Genomic DNA, 18670 nt, shown 5'->3' with positions numbered 1-18670 from the left:
CCCCCTCCCGACCCCTTTCACTATCCTAGTGCAGCGGCGCGCGGTGCAGCGGCGTGTCTGACCCGGGGTGGGGAGGAGAATCGCGTCGGTGGCGCTACGCCGCTCGCTCCTTCATCTCGACCCGCTCCAGCGCGCCGAGGAACTCGCTCGCCCACCAGGTCACGTCCTGCGACTGGACGCCTTCCATCAGCGCCTCCCAGCGGCGCACGCGCTCGTCGCGCGGCATGCGCAGCGCCTGCCAGATCGCGTCGGACACCTCCTCCGCGCTATACGGGTTCACCAGCAGCGCCTCGGGCATCTGCTCGGCCGCGCCGGCGAAGCGCGACAGCACCAGCACGCCGGGGTCGGCCGGGTCCTGCGCGGCGACATATTCCTTCGCCACCAGGTTCATGCCGTCGCGCAGCGGGGTCACCAGTCCGATCTTGGCGGCGCGGTAGATGCCGGCGAGCTGGTCGCGCGGATAGCCCTGGTTGACGTAGCGGATCGGCACCCAGTCGACGTCGGCATATTCGCCGTTGATTCGCCCCGAGATCTGCTCGAGCGAGGTGCGGATGCGCTGGTAGCTTTCCACGGAGACGCGGCTCGGCGGCGCCACCTGGAGGAGGAACACCTCCTTGCGCTCCTCGGGATGCTCGATCAGGAAGCGCTCATAGCCGAGGAAGCGCTCCTCCAGTCCCTTGGAATAGTCGAGCCGGTCGACGCCGACGATCATGTCGCGTCCGGTCGCGCTGTCGCGCATGCGCCGATAGGCGAGCCGCGCCGCGACGCCCTTCGACATCTCGGCGAACTCGGCGGCGTCGATCCCGATCGGGCAGGCGACCAGCTTGACGCAGCGGTCGCCCAGCCGGGCGATGCCGTCCTCGTCGACGGTGGCGCCCATGTCGTGCACCGCGAAGTCGCGGAACGAGTCGAGCCACTCCGCGGTGTGGAAGCCGATCAGGTCGTAGGCGAACAAGGTCTCCACCAGCTCCTGCGCGTTGGGCAGGGTGCCGAGCAGCCGGCGCGGCGGCCAGGGAATGTGGAGGAAGAAGCCGATCTTGTTGCGGCAGCCGCGCTGGCGCAGCTCGGCGCCGAGCGGGAACATGTGATAGTCCTGGATCCACACCAGGTCGTCGGGCTCGATCAGCGGGCGGACGGTGTCGGCGAAACGCTGGTTGGTGCGCTGGTAGCCGCCGGCGAACTCGCGCTCATATTCCGCCAGGTCGATGCGATAGTGGAACAGCGGCCACAGCGTGCGGTTGGCGTAGCCGTCGTAATATTCTTGGACGTCCTGCTCCTCCAGGTCGACCGTCGCGGTGGTCACGCCCTGGTTGCGCTGGAAGTTGATGTGGCCGGTGAAATGGTCGGTCTGCTCGCCCGACCAGCCGAACCACAGCCCGCCGCGGTCGCGCAGCGCCGCCGCCATCGCCACCGCCAGCCCGCCCTGCGCGCCCGAGGTCGAGCCCTTTGGAGCGGTGACACGGTTCGAGATGACGATCAGTCGACTCAACGGATACTACTCCACGGTTTGCTCAGCATGGCGGCGCAATTGATCATGCCGACCAGCGAATAGGTCTGCGGATAGTTGCCCCACAGTTCCCCACTGTGGGGATCGATGTCCTCGGAGAGCAGCCCGGCCGCGGTGCAGCGAGTCAGCATTTCCTCGAACAGGGCGCGTGCCTCGTCGCTGCGCCCGGTGAGGTACAGCGCCTCGATCAGCCAGAAGGTACAGACGTTGAAGGCGGTCTCGGGCAGGCCGAAATCGTCCTCGGTGTCGTAGCGCAACATGGTCGAGCCGCGCCGCAGGCCCGTCTCGATCGCGGAGAGCGTGTCGAGGAAGCGCGGGTCGTCCGCCTCGAGGAAGCGCAGGTCGAGCAGCTGGAGCACGCTGGCGTCGAGGTCGTCGCCCGCGAAGGTGGCGGACATGCGCCGCGTCTCCTCGCGCCAGGCGGCGCTCTCGATGCGGTCGCGGATCACCTGCGCGCGCTCGGCCCAGACCGCCTGGCGCTCGGCCAGCCCGAGCCGCTCGGCGGCGTTGGCGAGCCGGTCGCACGCCGCCCAGCACATCGCGCTGGAATAGGTGTGGACGCTCTGGCGCGTGCGCAGCTCCCACAGGCCCGCGTCGGGCTGGTCGTAATAGGCCCAGGCGCGCTCGCCGACTCGCTCCAGCGCCTCGAAATCCTCGACGCCGCTCAGCCGGAACAGGCGATGGTCGAAGAAGGCGTGGACCGAGCAGAGCACGATCTGGCCATAGGCGTCGTGCTGGATCTGCTCGGCCGCCTGGTTGCCGACGCGCACCGGCCCCATGCCGCGATAGCCGGCGAGCTGCTCCTCGATCCGCTCCGGCAGCTCGGCCTCGCCGAGCACGCCGTACAGCGGCTGGATATGCCCGCCGCGCGCCGCGTCGACGATGTTGCGGAGGTAGCCGAGATAGCCCTCCAGCACGTCGAGGGCGCCGAGCCGGTTGAGCGCCTGCACGGTGTAATAAGCGTCGCGGATCCAGCAGTAACGATAGTCCCAGTTGCGCTGCGACCCGGCGTGCTCGGGCACCGAGGTGGTCAGCGCCGCGACGATCGCGCCGGTCTCCTCGTGCTGGCACAGTTTGAGCGTGATCGCGCAGCGGATCACCGTCTCCTGCCACTCCAGCGGCACGGCGAGCCCGCGCACCCAGCCCTGCCACTCCTGCGTGGTGCGGTAGAGCATCAGGTCGACGGTGCTGGCGAGATCGCCCTGGAAGCTCTCGTCCGGCCCGAGGAAGAAGTGGAGCGGGCGCTCGACGCGGAAGGCGTGCTCGCCCTGCACCATCGCGATCGGCGCGGTAGTGGTGAGCCGCAGCGCGATCGTGTCGAGCAGCAGCCGCAGGTGGTTGGAGCCGCCGATCTGCTCGCGGCAGCCGCCGCCCCAGCCGCAGGTGGGGCGCAGCTTCACCCGCACGCGCGGGCTGCCCGCGACGGGGCGGATGATCCGTGCGTAGCCGACCGGGCGATAGGTGCGCCCCTCGCGCTGGAAGCGCGGACAGAAGTCGATCACCTCGATCGCGCCGCCGTGGCTGTCCACGTGGCGCGTGACCAGGATCGGGGTGTTGCGGATATATTCCTGCTCGACCGAGACGCTGTCCTCGATCTCGATGCCCCAATAGCCGCTGTCGGGCGCCTCGCCGCCGAGCAGCGACGAGAAGAGCGGGTCACCGTCGACGCGCGGCACGCAGCCCCAGACGAAGCGCCCCTGCCGGTCCACCAGCGCGCTCACCTGGCAATTGCCGATCGGCCACAGGTCGAGGTTGGTCATCATGTCTCCGTCGGGTGAGGGGAGGGACAGGCAGCGGCGAGCCAGGCGAGCGCGGCGGCGACGTCGTCGAGCCGATAGGCGGCGGCGGTGTCGCGCGCCGGGCCCACGAGCACGCCCGCGCCGCCCAGGGCACGCGCGGCGGCGAAGCCCGCCTCGTCGGTCACGTCGTCCCCCATGAACACAGGACGCGTGTGGCGCCGCGCGGGTTCCGCCATCAGCAGGTCCACCGCGCTGCCCTTGTCGCGCCCGCGCAGGCGCAGCTCGGCCACCATCTTGCCGTGCTGCACCATGAGACCGTGCGTCGCGGCGAGTTCGTCGGCGAGCGCGGTGACTGCGGCCTGCGCGTCGGTAGCCTGACGATAGTGGAGGCCGACGCCGAAGGGCTTGTCCTCGATCAGCACGCCGGGGTGCTGCGCGGCGAGAGCGCGCGCGGCGGCGAGCGCCTGGTCGAGCGCGGGCGGACGCTCGGGGGCGTAGCAGCCGCCGTCGGCGCCCGCGATCTCCAGCCCGTGGCTGCCGGCGACGGTGAGCAGTGCGGGGGCGAGCAGGGCACGCACCTCCGCCACCGGCCGCCCGCTGACGATCGCGACGCGCCCGTCGAGCGCGTCGATGAGGCGTGCGAGCAGCGACGGCACGTGCGGCGCGACCGCGACCGCGTCGGGGGTATCGGCGATCTCGACCAGGGTGCCGTCGAAGTCGAGGAAGAGGCTGGCGCCGTCGAGCAGGTCGGCGGGCGGGGGCGAGAGCGCGGTCATGCCGCGCGTGGTGACGGCATGTGCGGGGCGATGCAATGGGGTGCGGGGGCGCAAATTCCTCCCCGGCACGGGGAGGGGGACCGCCGGCCGCAGGCCGGTGGTGGAGGGGGCTCGCCGCACACGAGCCGAAGCGTTGGTGGAGAGCCCCCTCCGTCAGCGCTTCGCGCTGCCACCTCCCCGCCATGCGGGGAGGACTGCGTCACTGATCGACCCACTCCGTCAAAGTCACGCCTTTAATCGATTTTACTCGCGTCATCGGAACGTCCTATCCCGCCATTAACGGTGGCGTACCGCCGCGCACGAGCGCGCGGGCCACGACTGAGGAGAGCGAGCATGGACGCGAAGACGGGCGAAGTAGGCGGCGGCTGCCCGGTGGTCGGGCACGGCGGGGGCAATCGCTCGAAGCGCCAGGGCAATCGCGAATGGTGGCCGGAGGGGCTCAGCCTCACCGCGCTCAACCAGCATTCGCCGCGCTCCAACCCGCTCGGCGCCGACTTCGACTATGCCGCGGCGTTCGCGACGCTCGATCTCGACGCGGTGATGGCCGATCTCAAGGCGCTGATGACCGACTCGCAGGACTGGTGGCCCGCGGACTTCGGCCACTACGGCGGCCTGTTCATCCGGCTCGCCTGGCATTCGGCGGGCACCTATCGCATCACCGACGGGCGCGGCGGCGCGGGCGGCGGGCAGCAGCGCTTCGCTCCGCTCAACTCCTGGCCCGACAATGCCAGCCTCGACAAGGGCCGCCGCCTGCTGTGGCCGATCAAGCAGAAGTACGGCAACGCGCTGAGCTGGGCCGACCTGTTCGTGCTCGTCGGCAATGCCGCGCTCGAGTCGATGGGGTTCAAGACCTTCGGCTTCGCCGGCGGCCGCGCCGACACCTGGGAGCCCGAGGAGCTGTTCTGGGGCCCCGAGGGCACGTGGCTCGGCGACGAGCGCTACTCGGGCGAGCGCCAGCTCCACCCCGGGCTCGGCGCGGTGCAGATGGGCCTCATCTACGTCAACCCCGAGGGGCCCAACGGCGAGCCCGACCCGGCGCGCTCGGCGCACGACATCCGCGAGACGTTCGGCCGCATGGCGATGAACGACGAGGAGACGGTCGCGCTGATCGCGGGCGGCCACACCTTCGGCAAGACGCACGGCGCGGGAGACCCGTCGTTCATCGGTGCGGAGCCCGAGGGCGCGGTGATCGAGGACCAGGGGCTCGGCTGGCGCAGCAAGTTCGAGAGCGGCGTCGGCGCGCACGCGATCACCTCAGGGCTCGAGGTGACGTGGAGCCAGACGCCGACGCAATGGTCGAACCGCTATTTCGAGAATCTGTTCGGCTTCGAATGGGAGCTGACCAAGAGCCCCGCGGGCGCGCACCAGTGGATCGCCAAGGACGCCCCCGAGGACGTGCCCGACGCGTTCGATCCGAACAGGAAGCACCGCCCGACGATGCTCACCTCGGACATCGCGCTCCGAGCGGACCCCGCCTATGAGAAGATCTCGCGCCGCTTCCTCGAGAACCCGGACGAGTTCGCCGATGCCTTCGCGCGCGCCTGGTTCAAGCTGACCCACCGCGACATGGGGCCGCGCGAGCGCTACCTCGGCAAGCTCGTGCCGCAGGAGGTGCTGATCTGGCAGGACCCGATCCCGGCGCTCGACCATCCCGTGATCGAGGCGGGCGAGATCGCCGAGCTCAAGTCCAAGCTGCTTGGGCTCGGCTTCACCGTGCCGCAGCTGGTGTCGGTGGCCTGGGCCTCGGCCTCGACCTTCCGCGGCTCGGACAAGCGCGGCGGTGCCAATGGCGCGCGGGTCCGCTTCGCGCCGCAGAAGGACTGGGACGTCAACGATCCCGCGCTGCTGGCGCAGGTCCTGCCCAAGCTGGAGCAGGTCAAGGCCGAGTTCGACGCCGCTGCCACCGGCGGCAAGAAGGTGTCGATCGCCGACCTGATCGTGCTGGCGGGCACCGCTGCGGTCGAGAAGGCGGCGCGTGACGGCGGCGTCGACGTCGAGGTGCCGTTCACCCCCGGCCGCATGGACGCCAGCGAGGAGTGGACCGACGCCCACTCGTTCCAGGCGCTCAAGCCGATGGCCGACGGCTTCCGCAACTATTACTGGGACGGCGCCTTCATGGCTCCGGAGGAGGCGCTGGTCGACAAGGCACAGCTGATGCGGCTGACCGCGCCGGAGATGACCGTGCTGGTCGGCGGGCTGCGCGTGCTCGGCGCCAACGCCTTCGGCGCCAAGGAGGGCGTGTTCACCGACCGCGTCGGCGTGCTGAGCAACGACTTCTTCGTCAACCTGCTGACGATGGAGAATGAGTGGGTCGCGACCGAGTCGAACAACCGCTTCCAGGGCCTGAACCGCAAGACCAAGGCGCCGACCTGGACCGCCACCCGCGTCGACCTGATCTTCGGCTCGCAGTCCGAGCTGCGCGCCCAGGCCGAGGTCTATGCCCAGTCGGACTCGAAGGAGAAGATGGTCCGCGACTTCGTCAAGGCGTGGGACAAGGTGATGAACGCCGATCGCATCGACCAGCTCAAGCCGGCCGACGCGTTCAGCCAGAAGCTGTCCGCCTGAGCTGACGGCGCGACCCCGCTCTACGTCGGCGGGGTCGCGTCTTCCGTGATAACCTGATCCAGTCCTTTGTGTCGCTACCGTGCTCCTGCGCAAGCAGGAGCCCAGGGCCACGAGCGTCGTCCCTGCAACCCTGGGCTCCGGCGTTCGCCGGAGCACGGTCCGGCTTCACCTTAGCAGAAGCGGCGGCATGGTACGCCGCGCCGCTTCACCTCCCACTCCCGGCCCGCTACAGCGCTCGCCGAGAAGCGGCGGCCGCCGAGCCGTCGCCGGCATGAGAGGCGCACGCGCCGCACGGGAGACGGACATGGACAGGATCGGCGTGATCGGCGCGGGGCAGATGGGGGCGGGGATCGCGCAGGTCGCCGCCGCGGCGGGCGCGCACGTGCTGCTCGCCGACGTCGATCAGGCGCGCGCCGCCAAGGGACGCGACGGCGTCGCCAAGCGGCTGGACCGCGACGTCGCCAAGGAGAAGATCGACGCCACCGCGCGCGACGCCACGCTCGCGCGGATCGAGCCGGTGGCCGGCTATGACGCGATGGCCGACTGCGCGCTGGTGATCGAGGCGGCGACCGAGCGCGAGGAGATCAAGCGCGCGATCTTCGCCGGCGTCGGCGAGGTGCTGGGCGCGGACGCGATCCTGGCGACCAACACCTCGTCGATCCCGATCACGCGGCTGGCGCAGGCGGCGCCCGACGCGGCGCGCTTCATCGGCGTCCACTTCTTCAATCCCGTCCCGGTCATGGGGCTGATCGAGGTGATCCGCGGCCTCGCCACCGCGGACGCCACCGTCGCCGCGATCGAGCGTTTCGCCGCGCGGCTGGGCAAGCGCGTGGTCCACGCCAGCGACGCGCCGGGCTTCATCGTCAACCGCGTGCTGATGCCGTACATCAACGAGGCGGTGTTCGCGCTGGGCGAGGGCGTCGCGACGATCCCCGACATCGACGCCGCCTGCCAGCTCGGGCTCAACCATCCGATGGGGCCGCTGACGCTGGCCGACTTCATCGGGCTCGACACCTGCCTGGAGATCACGCGCGTGCTGTTCGAGGGCACCGGCGATCCCAAGTTCCGCCCCGCGCCGCTGCTGGTGAAGTACGTCGAGGCGGGCTGGTACGGGCGCAAGAGCGGCCGCGGTTTCTACGATTACGGCGGCGAGACGCCGGTGCCGACGCGGTGAGACGCTAAGATCCTTCCCGGCACGGGGAGGGGGACCATCGCGCAGCGATGGTCGAGGGGGGCTTCCGCATACGAGCCGGATTCGTGTGCGGAGAGCCCCCTCCACCACCGGCCTGCGGCCGGCGGTCCCCCTCCCCGTGCCGGGGAGGATTTACCCCTCGCTTGACGTGCCCGTTCCGGCCACCCACCCTCGCGCGTACACGTAAGGACCGCTACCGACCGCTTATGCAGCTCGTCATCGTCGAATCGCCCGCCAAGGCGAAGACCATCGAAAAGTACCTCGGCTCCGACTATCGCGTGCTCGCGAGCTACGGCCATATCCGCGACCTGCCGCCGCGCGACGGGTCGGTGAACCCCGACGAGGGGTTCGCGATGGAATGGGAGAATTACGCGGACAAGGCCAAGCAGCTCAAGGCGATCGCCGATCTCGCCAAGGGCGCCGACCGGCTGATCCTCGCGACCGATCCGGATCGCGAGGGCGAGGCGATCTCGTGGCACGTGCAGGAGGTGCTGGCCAAGCGCAAGGTGCTACCCAAGGACGTCCAGCGAGTCACCTTCAACGCGATCACCAAGCCCGCGGTGACGCAGGCGATGGCCAACCCGCGCCAGCTCGATACCGACCTGATCGACGCCTATCGCGCGCGCCGCGCGCTCGACTATCTCGTCGGCTTCACGCTCTCGCCGGTGCTGTGGCGCAAGCTGCCCGGCGCCAAGTCGGCGGGGCGCGTCCAGTCGGTCGCGCTGCGGCTGATCGTCTCGCGCGAGCGCGAGATCGAGGCGTTCCGCGCGCAGGAATATTGGTCGGTCACGGCGAACCTCGAGCACGACGGCACGCCCTTCGTCGCGCGGCTGGTGCAATGGGAGGGCAGGAAGCTCGACCGGCTCTCGATCGGCAACGAGGGCGACGCGCTGCGCGCCAAGGCCGACGTCGAGGCCGGCAACTTCTCGGTCCAGTCGGTCGAGACCAAGCCGGCGACGCGTAATCCGCCGCCGCCCTTCACCACCTCGACGCTGCAGCAGGAGGCGGCGCGCAAGCTCGGCTTCTCCGCCGACCACACGATGCGGATCGCGCAGCAGCTCTACGAGGACGGTGCGATCACCTATATGCGGACCGACGGCGTGCAGATGGACGGCAGCGCCATCTCCGCCGCGCGCGCCGCGATCGCCGCGCGCTACGACGGCGGCTACGTCCCCGACACGCCGCGGATGTACCAGACCAAGGCGAAGAACGCGCAGGAAGCGCACGAGGCGATCCGCCCGACCGACTTCTCGCGCGACCGCGTCGGCTCGGGCGACCACGCGCGGCTGTACGACCTGGTGTGGAAGCGCGCGCTGGCGAGCCAGATGGCCTCGGCGCGGATGGAGCGCACGACGGTGGAGCTCGCCGACGGCACCGGGCGCCACGTGCTGCGCGCCACCGGGCAGGTGGTGCTCTTCCCCGGCTATCTCGCGCTCTACGAGGAGGGGCAAGATGATAGCCAGGACGAGGACGCCCGGCGCCTGCCGCGGCTGCGCGAGGGCGACTCGCCCGCCAAGAAGGGTGTCGAGGCCGAGCAGCATTTCACCCAGCCGCCGCCGCGCTTCTCCGAGGCGTCGCTGGTCAAGCGCATGGAGGAGCTGGGGATCGGCCGGCCCTCGACCTATGCCTCGATCATCAAGACGCTCAAGGACCGTGCCTACGTCCGCGTCGAGAAGAACCGCTTCTTCGCCGAGGAGAGCGGCCGACTGGTGACCGCCTTCCTCGAGCGCTTCTTCGAGCGCTACGTCGGCTATGATTTCACCGCGGGCCTCGAGGAGGAGCTGGACGACGTCTCGGGCGGGCGCGCGCAGTGGCAGGCGGTGCTCGAGGCGTTCTGGCGCGACTTCAAGCCGCGTACCGCCGAGGTGATGGAGCAGAAGCCGAGCGAGGTCACCGCGCAGCTCGACCAGTTCCTCGCGCCCTATCTCTTCCCCGACAAGGCCGACGGTACCGACCCGCGGCTGTGCCCGGCATGCCATGTCGGCAGCCTGGCGCTGCGCGGCGGCAAGTTCGGCGCGTTCATCGCGTGCAGCAACTATCCCGAGTGCAAGTTCACGCGCCGCTTCGCGCAGGGCGGCGAGGCGACCGAGGACGCGACCCCCGAGCAGCTCGGCCACGATCCCGAGACAGGGCTGCCGGTCGAGCGCAAATCCGGGCGCTTCGGCCCGTACATTCAGCTCGGCGACGGCAAGGACGCGAAACGCGCCTCGATCCCCAAGGACATCGGCGAGCTCGACCTGGAGATGGCGCTCAAGCTGCTCCACCTGCCGCGCGTGATCGGCCAGCACCCGGAGACGGGCAAGGACATCGCCGCCAGCATCGGGCGCTACGGCCCGTACCTGGTGCACGAGGGCAAGTATGCGCGGCTGCAATCGACCGCCGAGGTGTTCGAGACCGGCATGAACGCCGCGGTGGTGAAGCTCGCCGAGGCGGCGGCGGGAGGCGGGCGGCCGCAGCGCGGCGCGGCGCGGGCGCCGCTCAAGGTGCTCGGCGCGCACCCGCGGACCGAGGCCGAGCTGCGGCTGATGGAGGGGCGCTATGGGCCCTATGTGACGGATGGCACCACCAACGCGACCCTGCCCAAGACGATCGCGCCCGATCAGCTGACGCTGGAGGAGGCAGCGCAGCTGATCGACGACCGCGCCGCCGCGGCACCGGCGAAGAAGCCGGTCAAGAAGAAGGCGTCGGCGAAGAAGCCGGCCGCGGCGAAGGAGGCGGGGGCCGCGAAGGCGCCGGCCAAAAAGGCTGCCGCCAAGAAGGCGCCGGCGGAGAAGGCGGCGGCGAAGAAGTAGGAGCGCTCCGATCCTCCCCGCTAGGCGGGGAGGGGGCGCGAGGGCGAGATGGTGTCCCCCGGACACCATCTTGGCTTGCCGGGGGCAAGCCAAAGCCCTCACGCTCGCCGAAGGCGAGTGGTGGAGGGGGCTCGCCCCGCACGACCCGGCTCGCTCGCGGCGCGCCCCCTCCCGTCAGCGCTTCGCGCTGCCACCTCCCCGTGCCGGGGAGGATTGAGAGGGCTCACAACCTCGCGATTCGTCATCCTGAACTCGTTTCAGGATCCACCCGTCCGCGCTCTCCTCGCGCCGCTGGGTAGGCGGGACCGTGGATCCTGAGACGAGCTCAGGATGACGGCAGAGGGCAGGGGAGGAGCATCACGCCTGTCGCCGCGGCGCCGTTATCGACCGGGTGCCTCGGGTCAGCGTGGCTCAGGCGGCGCGGCGGGTACCCAGCGCGAGCACGTCGCGCGCGGCGCGCTGCGCTGTCGCGATCTCGCGCGCGGTCATGTCCTCGGCCACCTCGGCCCGCGCCGCGGCGGCCGCCTCATGGCCGCGTGCGGCGGCGAGGTTGAACCACTTGTGCGCCTCGATCAGGTCGAGCGTCGCGCCGGCGGTGCCGGTCGAATAGGCCACGCCCAGGTCATAAGCGGCGTCCTCGTTGCCGCGGGTCGCCTCGGCGGTACGGCGGGCGAGCAGCGCGCCCTCGAAATCGGTCAGCATCTCGGACTACCCCTCTAATCCTTGGAATGAGGGTGTTTTCGCTGATTCGAGTCTCTAATTGGTTAATCGGTTAATGCGACTTCAGTCGAACTTATCCAGGATCGACCGCGAGATTGTCGATCAGCCGCGTGTTGCCGAGCCGGGCCGCCGCGAGCAGTTGCCGCCGCCGACCCGCCGCCGGTTCGGGCGAGAGCGTCTCGGCGTCGACCAGCGCGACATAGTCGACCTCGAACCCCGCCGCGGTCAGCGTCGCGGTGGCGTCGTCGAGCGCCTTGGCCGAGTCGGTGCCGCCGCGGATCGCGCGGGCCGCGATGCCAAGCGCGCGCGGCAGCGCCACCGCCTTCTGGCGCTCCTCGGGTGAGAGGTAGACGTTGCGCGACGAGAGCGCGAGCCCGTCGTCCTCGCGCTGGGTCGGCACGCCGGTGATCTCGACGTCGAAGTCGAGGTCGGCCACCAAGCGGCGCACCACGGCGAGCTGCTGGAAGTCCTTCTCGCCGAAATAGGCGCGCGTCGGGCGTACCTGGTTGAACAGCTTGGCGACGACGGTGGCGACGCCGTCGAAATGGCCCGGCCGCGCCGCGCCGTCGAGCCCCTCGCTCACCCCGCTGACCGAGACGGTCGTGGCGAAGCCGTCGGGGTACATCTGCTCCACCGGCGGCAGCCACAGCAGGTCGCAGCCCGCCTCACCCAGCATGGCGATGTCGCTGGTCTCCTTGCGCGGGTAGCGCGACAGGTCCTCGCCCGCGCCGAACTGGCGCGGATTGACGAAGATCGACGCCACCACCGTCGTGCCCGGCCGGCGCGCCGCCTCGACCAGCGCGATATGGCCGGCGTGCAGCGCCCCCATGGTCGGCACCAGCGCCACCTCGCGGCCGCTCGCGCGCGCCGCTTCCAGCGCCGCGCGGAGCCCGGCGAGCTCCCGATATATCTCCACCCGTTACCCCTCGAAACTCGCGGCGTCGGGTTCTATGGTCGCGACGAACCGCGATCAATCAGGGATGCGACGAATTGTCCGATACCGTTGCAGGCGTGCACGACGAGAGCCCGGGCGCGGGGGCGCCGGGCGGGCGCACGCACGTCATCGTCTTCGCCAACGAGAAGGGCGGGACGGGCAAGAGCACCACCGCGGTCCATGTCGCGATCGCGCTCGCGGCGAAGGGCGCGCGCGTCGCCTGCATCGACCTCGACCATCGCCAGCGCACGCTCGGCCGCTATCTCGAGAACCGCGAGTCGACGGTGCAGCGCTCGGCGATCGACCTGCCGCTGCCCGATCACGCCACGGGTGACGGCCGCGCCGACGGCATCTTCGCCGAGCTCTACCAGCGCTTCACCGACGGCTACGACTTCCTGGTGATCGACACGCCCGGTCGCGACGACCCCGCGGCGCGGCTCGCGGCGGCGCTGTCGAACACGCTGGTGACGCCGATGAACGACAGTTTCGTCGACTTCGACCTGATCGGACAGGTCGATCCCGAGACCTACAAGGTCACCCGGCCGAGCTTCTACTCCGAGCTGATCTGGGACGCGCGCAAGGCGCGCGCGCGCGAGGACGGCACCACGATCGACTGGGTCGTGCTGCGCAACCGCCTGCAATATCTGGAGGCGCGCAACATGCGCCGCGTGTCGGAGGCGCTCGACCAGCTCGCCCGGCGCGTCGGCTTCCGCATCATCCCGGGCCTGGGCGAGCGCGTGATCTACCGCGAGCTCTTTCCCAAGGGGCTGACGCTGCTCGACGCCAAGGCGTTCGGCGGGATGGGGCTGAGCCACGTCGCCGCGCGCCAGGAGCTGCGCGAGATGATGGCCGCGCTGGCATTGCCCGAGTCCACGATGCCGCTGTTCGCGTGAGGGGGCGGGAAGAGGCCGTGTTCCTGCTGAGACAGGAACCCAGAGCGCCGACCGCTACGCTGCGTGACCCTAGGCTCCTGCGTGCGCAGGAGCACGTGGCGTATGAGGCGAGCGCCTTCTCCAACCACCCCCCGTCATCCCGAACTTGTCTCGTGTACGCGCTTTGGCTCACCCCCGGTGAGCCAAGATCGTTTCCGGGGGACACGATCTCGCGCGTGCACCACTGTGCCGCGTACTCAGATGCGGCGGAAGTCACGGACGGGTCGATCCTGAAACGAGTTCAGGATGACGCCTCGCGGGGGAGCAGGGCGGGGTCATCGGTGGTCCTCGCACCCTGCCGCCCGGACTGGACACTCGCCGGCGCCGACTCACGCTTATGCTGAAGTGGCTCCTCCTCCTCGCGATCGTCTACGCCGCCTGGCGCTTCCTCCGCCCGGCGCCCAAGCGTCAGCGCTCGCCGCTGGCCGAGGCGCGGGCGCTGCTCGGCGTCACGCACGACGCCGACGAGGCGGCGATCCGTGCCGCGCATCGTCGCCTCATCTCCGAGATCCACCCGGACCGCGGCGGCTCGCCCGAGCGCGCGCGCCAGGCCAACGCCGCGCGCGACACGCTGCTCGCGCGCCTGCGCCGCGACTGACGGGATCGCCGGCATGAGCCACCGCTTCGACCCCGTGATCCTGCGCGAATATGACGTGCGCGGCACCGTCGGCACCAACCTGTCGGACGCGGACGCCTATGCCGTCGGCCGCAGCTTCGCCACGCGGCTGCGGCGCGCCGGCGGGACCAGCGTCGCGGTCGGTTACGACGGGCGCACCCACTCGCCCGCGCTCGAGGCGGCGCTTGTGCGCGGTTTGAGCGAGGGCGGCGTCGACGTGGTGCGGGTCGGGCTGGGACCATCGCCGATGCTCTATTATGCCGCGGCGACGCTCGGGGTCGACGGCGGGGTGCAGGTGACCGGCAGCCACAACCCGCGCGACGACAACGGTTTCAAGCTGGTGCTCCGTGGCGACAGCTTCTTCGGCGACGACATCACCGACCTGGCGCGCCTCGCCGCGGCGGGCGACTGGACCAGCGGGCAGGGCAGGGTGAGCGAGCGCGATGTTCGCGCCGATTATGTCGACCGGCTGCTCGCGGGCGATCCGGAGCGCGGCGAGGGACGGCCGCTCCGCGTCGGCTGGGACGCGGGCAGCGGCGCGGCGGGCGAGGTGGTGCGCGCGCTCACCGCGCGCCTGCCGGGGGAGCACCACCTGCTGTTCTGCGAGATCGACGGCAACTTCCCCCACCATCACCCCGACCCGACGGTCGAGGCCAATCTCGCCGACCTCAAGGCGCTGATCGCGCGCGAGAGGCTCGACCTCGGCTTCGCCTTCGACGGCGACGGCGACCGGATCGGCGCGGTCGACGCCGCGGGCCGTGTGCTGTGGGGCGACGAGATCCTCGCGCTGCTCGCCGCGCCCTTGCTCGAGGAGCTGCCCGGCGCGACGATCGTCGCCGACGTGAAATCGAGCGACGCATTGTTCGACCGCATCGCCGCGCTGGGCGGCAAGGCGCTGATGTGGCGCACCGGCCATAGCGAGATGAAGTCGAAGATGAAGGAGGTGGGCGCGCCGCTCGCGGGCGAGCTGTCGGGCCACATCTTCTTCGCGCACGGCTATTACGGCTTCGACGACGCGCTGTACGCGGCGGTGCGGCTGCTGCGCGCGGTGCGGCGCGCGGGTCAGCCGCTCGCGGACCTGCGCGCCGCGCTGCCGCCGCGCTGCACCACGCCCGAGTGGCGCGTCCCGGTCGACGAGGCGCGCAAGCTCGCAGTGGTGGCCGAGGTGGCGGCGCGGCTCGACGCCGCTGCCGCGCGCGTCGATCGTACCGACGGCGTGCGCGTGTCGGTCGACGACGGCTGGTGGCTGCTGCGCGCGTCGAATACTCAGGCGGCGCTGACCCTGCGCGCCGAGGCGCGCGACGAGGCGGGGCTGGCGCGGCTGGTGGCGGCGATCGACGCGGAGCTGGCGGCGAGCGGGGTGCGGCGGTAGCGCGACGCGCGGGGACTATGACGAGACGGCCTCGCTCCGTTCGCTGACGTCATGCTGAACTTGGGTCAGCATCCACTGTTTTGCGAGCGCGACGGTCGTTGAACGCGCGGCACAGTGGATCCTGAAACCAGTTCAGGATGACGGCAGAGAGCTGGCAAGCGAGCGTCGCCGCCGCCGCGCTACCCCCCGCTCGGCCCTGGCAACCAGCTCAGGTCGACCGCGGCGAGCCGGTCGACGTGGTTGGCGCTGCGCATCAGCCGCGCTTCGTCGAGCAGCGTCACCCGGCCGCCCGAGCGCGCGATCAGTCCCTGCTCCTCGAGCTGGCGCAGCATGCGGTTGACGTGCACCGCGGTGAGACCGGTGGCGTCGCCGATCTCCTCCTGCGTCAGCCCCAGCGCGAAGGTGTCGCCAGTGTTCTCGTCCTGGCGGCGGATGCGGTCGCGCAGGTCGAGCAGCACCGCCGCGACGCGCGCGCGCGCCGACATCCGACCCAAACCGGCGAGACGATCGGTCAGCGTCGCGCGCTCGACCTGCTCGAGCGCGGCGAGCGCCAGCGCGACGCGGGGGAAGCGGAAGACGATGTCGGCTACCTGCGTGCGGTCGATCGGCACCACCACGCTGTCCGCCAGCGCGAGGAGCGCGTGCGGCGCCTTGCCAAAGGCGATCACCGCCATGCCGGTGAGGTCGCCGGGGAAGATGAAGCGCAGGATCTGCCGGCTGCCGTCGTCCAGCAAAACATAGGCGATCAGCATGCCGCTCTTCAGCGCGAACAGCTCGGTGGAGCGTTCATTCTCCCGCACCAGCGTCATCCCCTTGCGGACGGTGCGCTCGCGCTCACCCAGCTGGTCTAGCGCCGCGCGCTCGGGCGCGGTGAGGATTATCATGTCGCCGATCCTGTCGGCGAGGCTACGCGCTGGCACCCGGTGGATATCCCCTTGATCTGTGCGTTCGTTACGCGGGCAATCGACCAACGTGCATTAAAACCGATCAAGCGCACGCGGGGGTCACCATGTTCGCTCATCCTTGGCGACCGCGCGGGGCTTCGATAGAGCGGGGCGATGGATCGCATTCTTATCCGCGGCGGTAACCGCCTGAACGGTCGTCTTCCCATCTCCGGCGCCAAGAACGCCGCGCTGACGCTGATGCCCTGCGCCCTGCTCACCGACGAGCCGCTGACGCTGCGCAACCTGCCGCGGCTCGCCGACGTCGACGGCTTCGGCCATCTGCTCAACCAGCTCGGCGCCTCGACCACGATCGAGGGCAGCCGGCCGGAGGATTTCGGCCGCGTGATGACGATCCGCGCCGGCCAGCTCAGCTCGACCGAGGCGCCCTATGACATCGTGCGCAAGATGCGCGCCTCGATCCTGGTGCTCGGCCCGATCCTGGCGCGCGCGGGGCAGGCGCGGGTCTCGCTGCCGGGCGGCTGCGCCATCGGCAATCGCCCGATCGACCTGCACCTCAAGGCGCTCCAGGCGATCGGCGCCGAGCTGGAGATGTCGGCCGGCTATGTCACCGCCACCGCGCCGGGCGGCCGCCTCGAGGGCGGGCGCTACACCTTCCCGATCGTGTCGGTGGGCGCGACCGAGAACGTTCTGATGGCGGCGGTGACCGCGCGGGGCAGCAGCCGCATCGAGAACGCCGCGCGCGAGCCCGAGATCGTCGACCTGTGCCGCTGCCTCGTCGCGATGGGCGCGCGTATCGAGGGGATCGGCACCGAGACGCTCGAGATCGAGGGCGTCGCCGAGCTGCACGGCGCCACGTATGGCGTGATGCCCGACCGGATCGAGGCAGGCAGCTACGCCTGTGCCGCGGCGGTGACCGGCGGCACGGTCGAGCTCGCCAACGTCAACGCCGCCGACATGGGCGCGACGCTGGACGCGCTGCGCGCGGCGGGCGTGGGGATCGAGGAGCGGCGCGACTCGATCGTGGTGACGAGCGAGGGCAAGCTGGCGCCGCTGACGCTCTCCACCGCACCTTACCCGGGCTTCGCGACCGACATGCAGGCGCAGTTCATGGCGATGCTGTGCAAGGCCGAGGGCGCCAGCGTGCTGACCGAGACGATCTTCGAGAACCGCTACATGCACGTGCCCGAGCTGGCGCGGATGGGGGCGGACATCCAGGTGCACGGCCGCACCGCGGTGGTGAAGGGGGTCGATCGCCTGGTCGGAGCGCCGGTGATGGCGACCGACCTGCGCGCGTCGATGAGCCTGATCATCGCCGGGCTGGTGGCGGAGGGCGAGACCAGCGTCGCGCGCGTCTACCACCTCGACCGCGGCTATGAGCGGCTCGAGGAGAAGCTGTCGGCGGTGGGGGCCGATATCGAGCGCGACTCGGGGGGGTGATAAGGCGGCGGGCGCGCGTCCTCGCGCGCTTTCTCTGAGTCTTTCTCCCGTATCCTCAAACCCGCGCCGTCATCCCGGACCTGTTCCGGAATCCACCGGTCCGCGTACTCGGAAGGCGTTCCGCTCGCGGACGAGTGGATCCCGGAACAAGTCCGGGATGACGGCAGAGGCAGGAGGCGCATCCCCTCACCTGTCGCGCCATCCGCCCGCCCTCCGTCGCTCACCCCAGCGGCGCGTCGCGCTTCGCCAGCAGCGGCGGTGCATAGGGCAGCGGCGCGTTCGCGGGCATCGTCGCCAGCTCGGTCGCGATCGCGTCGGCGCGCGCCTTGGCGGACGGGTGGGTGCGGCTGCGGAAGAAGCCGCCGTCGATCTTGCCGCCCTCCTCGCGCCAGAAGCGCACCGCCAGCTGCGGGTCCCAGCCCGCGTTGCGGAGCAGATAGGCGCCGAGCAGATCGGCCTCGGTCTCGGTCTGGCGGAACAGCCGGCCGTTGCGACCCAGTTCGGCGAACAGCCCCCACTTAACGCCGGCCGCCTCCAGCCGCGCGCGGTGGCGCAGGATGGCGTGGGCCAGCTCGTGCGCGACCACCACCGCTACCTGATCGTCGCCGAACAGCTCGAACAATCTCCCGCCGACCTGCACCACGCGACCGTCGGACGAGGCACCAAGCTTGTTGCCCGCGAGCACCTCGAACTCGACGCGGCAGCCCACCCGCGGCTGCACGGTCACCGACCGCTCGGCGCCGGCACGGCGGAGCGTCAGCGCGAGCGGTGCGGTCGGGGGGCGCGACGCGAGCAGCGCTTGCGCCGCATCGCGAGTCACGCTCGTCGTCGAGTCACCGCCGGCCGGCGCCGCGACCGCGGTGCCGTCGATCGCGATCAGCCCGTCATCGGCCGCCACCCCCGCGGTCGCCGCCGGGGCGGCCGGCACCACCAGCTCGACCGCCACCGGCGCGGCGAAGGCGGCACGCAACGCGGGGGGATATTGGTCGGCGGCGTGGAGGGTGGCGCCGATCACCGGCTGCTGGTCGCGGCACAAGGGCGCGTTGGCCGTCGTCAGCCGCCACGCGATCGCGGCGAGCCGTTGGTCGACCTCGAGCAATGTCGGCTCGGCCGCGGCGGGAACGGCGGCGAGCAGCGCGGCGGGGAGAAGGGAAGCGAACAGGAACAGGAGACGCATCGGGGC

General features: G+C 70.8%; 14 protein-coding genes. 7 read left to right on the top strand and 7 right to left on the bottom strand.

The window, feature by feature from the left end:
- Positions 1–94: 94 nt before the first annotated feature.
- The 3 genes from FHY03_RS02815 to otsB are packed head-to-tail and all read right to left on the bottom strand — an operon-like array spanning position 95 to position 4022.
- Positions 95–1489 carry a trehalose-6-phosphate synthase gene (locus FHY03_RS02815; RefSeq protein ID WP_183921744.1) on the bottom strand — a complete coding sequence of 465 codons (1395 nt, stop codon included), beginning with the start codon at positions 1487–1489 and terminating at the stop codon, positions 95–97.
- Entirely contained in the window at positions 1486–3267 is a 1782-nt protein-coding gene (locus FHY03_RS02810; protein ID WP_183921743.1) for a glycoside hydrolase family 15 protein, read from the bottom strand. The genes FHY03_RS02815 and FHY03_RS02810 overlap by 4 nt, the downstream gene beginning before the upstream one ends.
- On the bottom strand, positions 3267–4022 hold the full coding sequence (otsB, locus tag FHY03_RS02805) for a trehalose-phosphatase (RefSeq protein WP_183921742.1): 756 nt from the start codon (positions 4020–4022) through the stop codon (positions 3267–3269). The genes FHY03_RS02810 and otsB overlap by 1 nt, the downstream gene beginning before the upstream one ends.
- 333 nt (positions 4023–4355) lie before the next feature.
- Between otsB and katG the strand changes: the two genes are divergently transcribed.
- The 3 genes from katG (at position 4356) to topA (ending at position 10571) form a co-directional block, all read left to right on the top strand.
- On the top strand, positions 4356–6587 hold the full coding sequence (gene katG, locus FHY03_RS02800) for a catalase/peroxidase HPI (protein ID WP_183928602.1): 2232 nt from the start codon (positions 4356–4358) through the stop codon (positions 6585–6587).
- Positions 6588–6891: 304 nt separating this feature from the next.
- Positions 6892–7761, top strand: coding sequence for a 3-hydroxybutyryl-CoA dehydrogenase (locus FHY03_RS02795; RefSeq protein ID WP_183921740.1), 870 nt, complete (start codon positions 6892–6894; stop codon positions 7759–7761).
- A gap of 224 nt (positions 7762–7985) precedes the next feature.
- A complete protein-coding gene (gene topA / locus FHY03_RS02790; protein ID WP_183928600.1) occupies positions 7986–10571 on the top strand; it encodes a type I DNA topoisomerase in 2586 nt (861 codons plus the stop codon).
- A 411-nt stretch (positions 10572–10982) separates the two neighbouring features.
- On the opposite strand, the gene FHY03_RS02785 is transcribed toward topA, so the two are convergent.
- Both FHY03_RS02785 and panC read right to left on the bottom strand, forming a co-directional pair.
- Positions 10983–11273, bottom strand: a complete 291-nt coding sequence (locus tag FHY03_RS02785; RefSeq protein WP_183921738.1) for an SEL1-like repeat protein — start codon at positions 11271–11273, stop codon at positions 10983–10985.
- A gap of 91 nt (positions 11274–11364) precedes the next feature.
- Complete coding sequence (gene panC / locus FHY03_RS02780; RefSeq protein WP_183928598.1) at positions 11365–12207, bottom strand: pantoate--beta-alanine ligase; 843 nt, start codon at positions 12205–12207, stop codon at positions 11365–11367.
- 95 nt (positions 12208–12302) lie between these two features.
- Between panC and FHY03_RS02775 the strand changes: the two genes are divergently transcribed.
- The 3 genes from FHY03_RS02775 to pgmG all read left to right on the top strand — a co-directional run bounded on the left by FHY03_RS02775 (position 12303) and on the right by pgmG (position 15145).
- Entirely contained in the window at positions 12303–13118 is an 816-nt protein-coding gene (locus tag FHY03_RS02775) for a division plane positioning ATPase MipZ (protein WP_183928596.1), read from the top strand.
- Positions 13119–13494: 376 nt separating this feature from the next.
- On the top strand, positions 13495–13755 hold the full coding sequence (locus FHY03_RS02770) for a J domain-containing protein (RefSeq protein WP_183921735.1): 261 nt from the start codon (positions 13495–13497) through the stop codon (positions 13753–13755).
- Positions 13756–13768: 13 nt separating this feature from the next.
- The gene (pgmG, locus tag FHY03_RS02765) at positions 13769–15145 is read left to right on the top strand and encodes a phosphoglucomutase/phosphomannomutase PgmG (RefSeq protein ID WP_183921734.1); all 1377 of its coding nucleotides are present in this window, start codon (positions 13769–13771) and stop codon (positions 15143–15145) included.
- A gap of 179 nt (positions 15146–15324) precedes the next feature.
- Here pgmG and FHY03_RS02760 read toward each other — a convergent pair whose 3' ends face one another.
- The gene (locus FHY03_RS02760) at positions 15325–16065 is read right to left on the bottom strand and encodes a Crp/Fnr family transcriptional regulator (protein ID WP_311721291.1); all 741 of its coding nucleotides are present in this window, start codon (positions 16063–16065) and stop codon (positions 15325–15327) included.
- A 138-nt stretch (positions 16066–16203) separates the two neighbouring features.
- Here FHY03_RS02760 and murA point away from each other — a divergent pair, with 138 nt between their 5' ends.
- Positions 16204–17487: a UDP-N-acetylglucosamine 1-carboxyvinyltransferase gene (gene murA, locus FHY03_RS02755; RefSeq protein WP_183928594.1), complete on the top strand. Its 1284-nt coding sequence runs from the start codon at positions 16204–16206 to the stop codon at positions 17485–17487.
- Between the two features lie 220 nt (positions 17488–17707).
- On the opposite strand, the gene FHY03_RS02750 is transcribed toward murA, so the two are convergent.
- A complete protein-coding gene (locus FHY03_RS02750) occupies positions 17708–18664 on the bottom strand; it encodes a M48 family metallopeptidase (RefSeq protein ID WP_183928592.1) in 957 nt (318 codons plus the stop codon).
- Between the last annotated feature and the right edge of the window lie 6 nt (positions 18665–18670).

The organism is Sphingomonas sp. BK345, from assembly GCF_014193845.1.
Taxonomy (GTDB): Bacteria; Pseudomonadota; Alphaproteobacteria; order Sphingomonadales; family Sphingomonadaceae; genus Sphingomonas.
This window is presented reverse-complemented; position numbering and strand designations above follow the sequence as displayed.

What these genes read in the sequence shown, in the direction of transcription:
- FHY03_RS02785 (WP_183921738.1), bottom strand. Translation starts at nt 11,273, where the DNA reads ATGCTGACCGATTTCGAGGGCGCGCTGCTCGCCCGCCGTACCGCCGAG.
- pgmG (WP_183921734.1), top strand. Translation starts at nt 13,769, where the DNA reads ATGAGCCACCGCTTCGACCCCGTGATCCTGCGCGAATATGACGTGCGC.
- FHY03_RS02750 (WP_183928592.1), bottom strand. Translation starts at nt 18,664, where the DNA reads ATGCGTCTCCTGTTCCTGTTCGCTTCCCTTCTCCCCGCCGCGCTGCTC.
- murA (WP_183928594.1), top strand. Translation starts at nt 16,204, where the DNA reads ATGGATCGCATTCTTATCCGCGGCGGTAACCGCCTGAACGGTCGTCTT.
- topA (WP_183928600.1), top strand. Translation starts at nt 7,986, where the DNA reads ATGCAGCTCGTCATCGTCGAATCGCCCGCCAAGGCGAAGACCATCGAA.
- otsB (WP_183921742.1), bottom strand. Translation starts at nt 4,022, where the DNA reads ATGACCGCGCTCTCGCCCCCGCCCGCCGACCTGCTCGACGGCGCCAGC.
- FHY03_RS02810 (WP_183921743.1), bottom strand. Translation starts at nt 3,267, where the DNA reads ATGACCAACCTCGACCTGTGGCCGATCGGCAATTGCCAGGTGAGCGCG.
- FHY03_RS02770 (WP_183921735.1), top strand. Translation starts at nt 13,495, where the DNA reads ATGCTGAAGTGGCTCCTCCTCCTCGCGATCGTCTACGCCGCCTGGCGC.
- FHY03_RS02795 (WP_183921740.1), top strand. Translation starts at nt 6,892, where the DNA reads ATGGACAGGATCGGCGTGATCGGCGCGGGGCAGATGGGGGCGGGGATC.
- katG (WP_183928602.1), top strand. Translation starts at nt 4,356, where the DNA reads ATGGACGCGAAGACGGGCGAAGTAGGCGGCGGCTGCCCGGTGGTCGGG.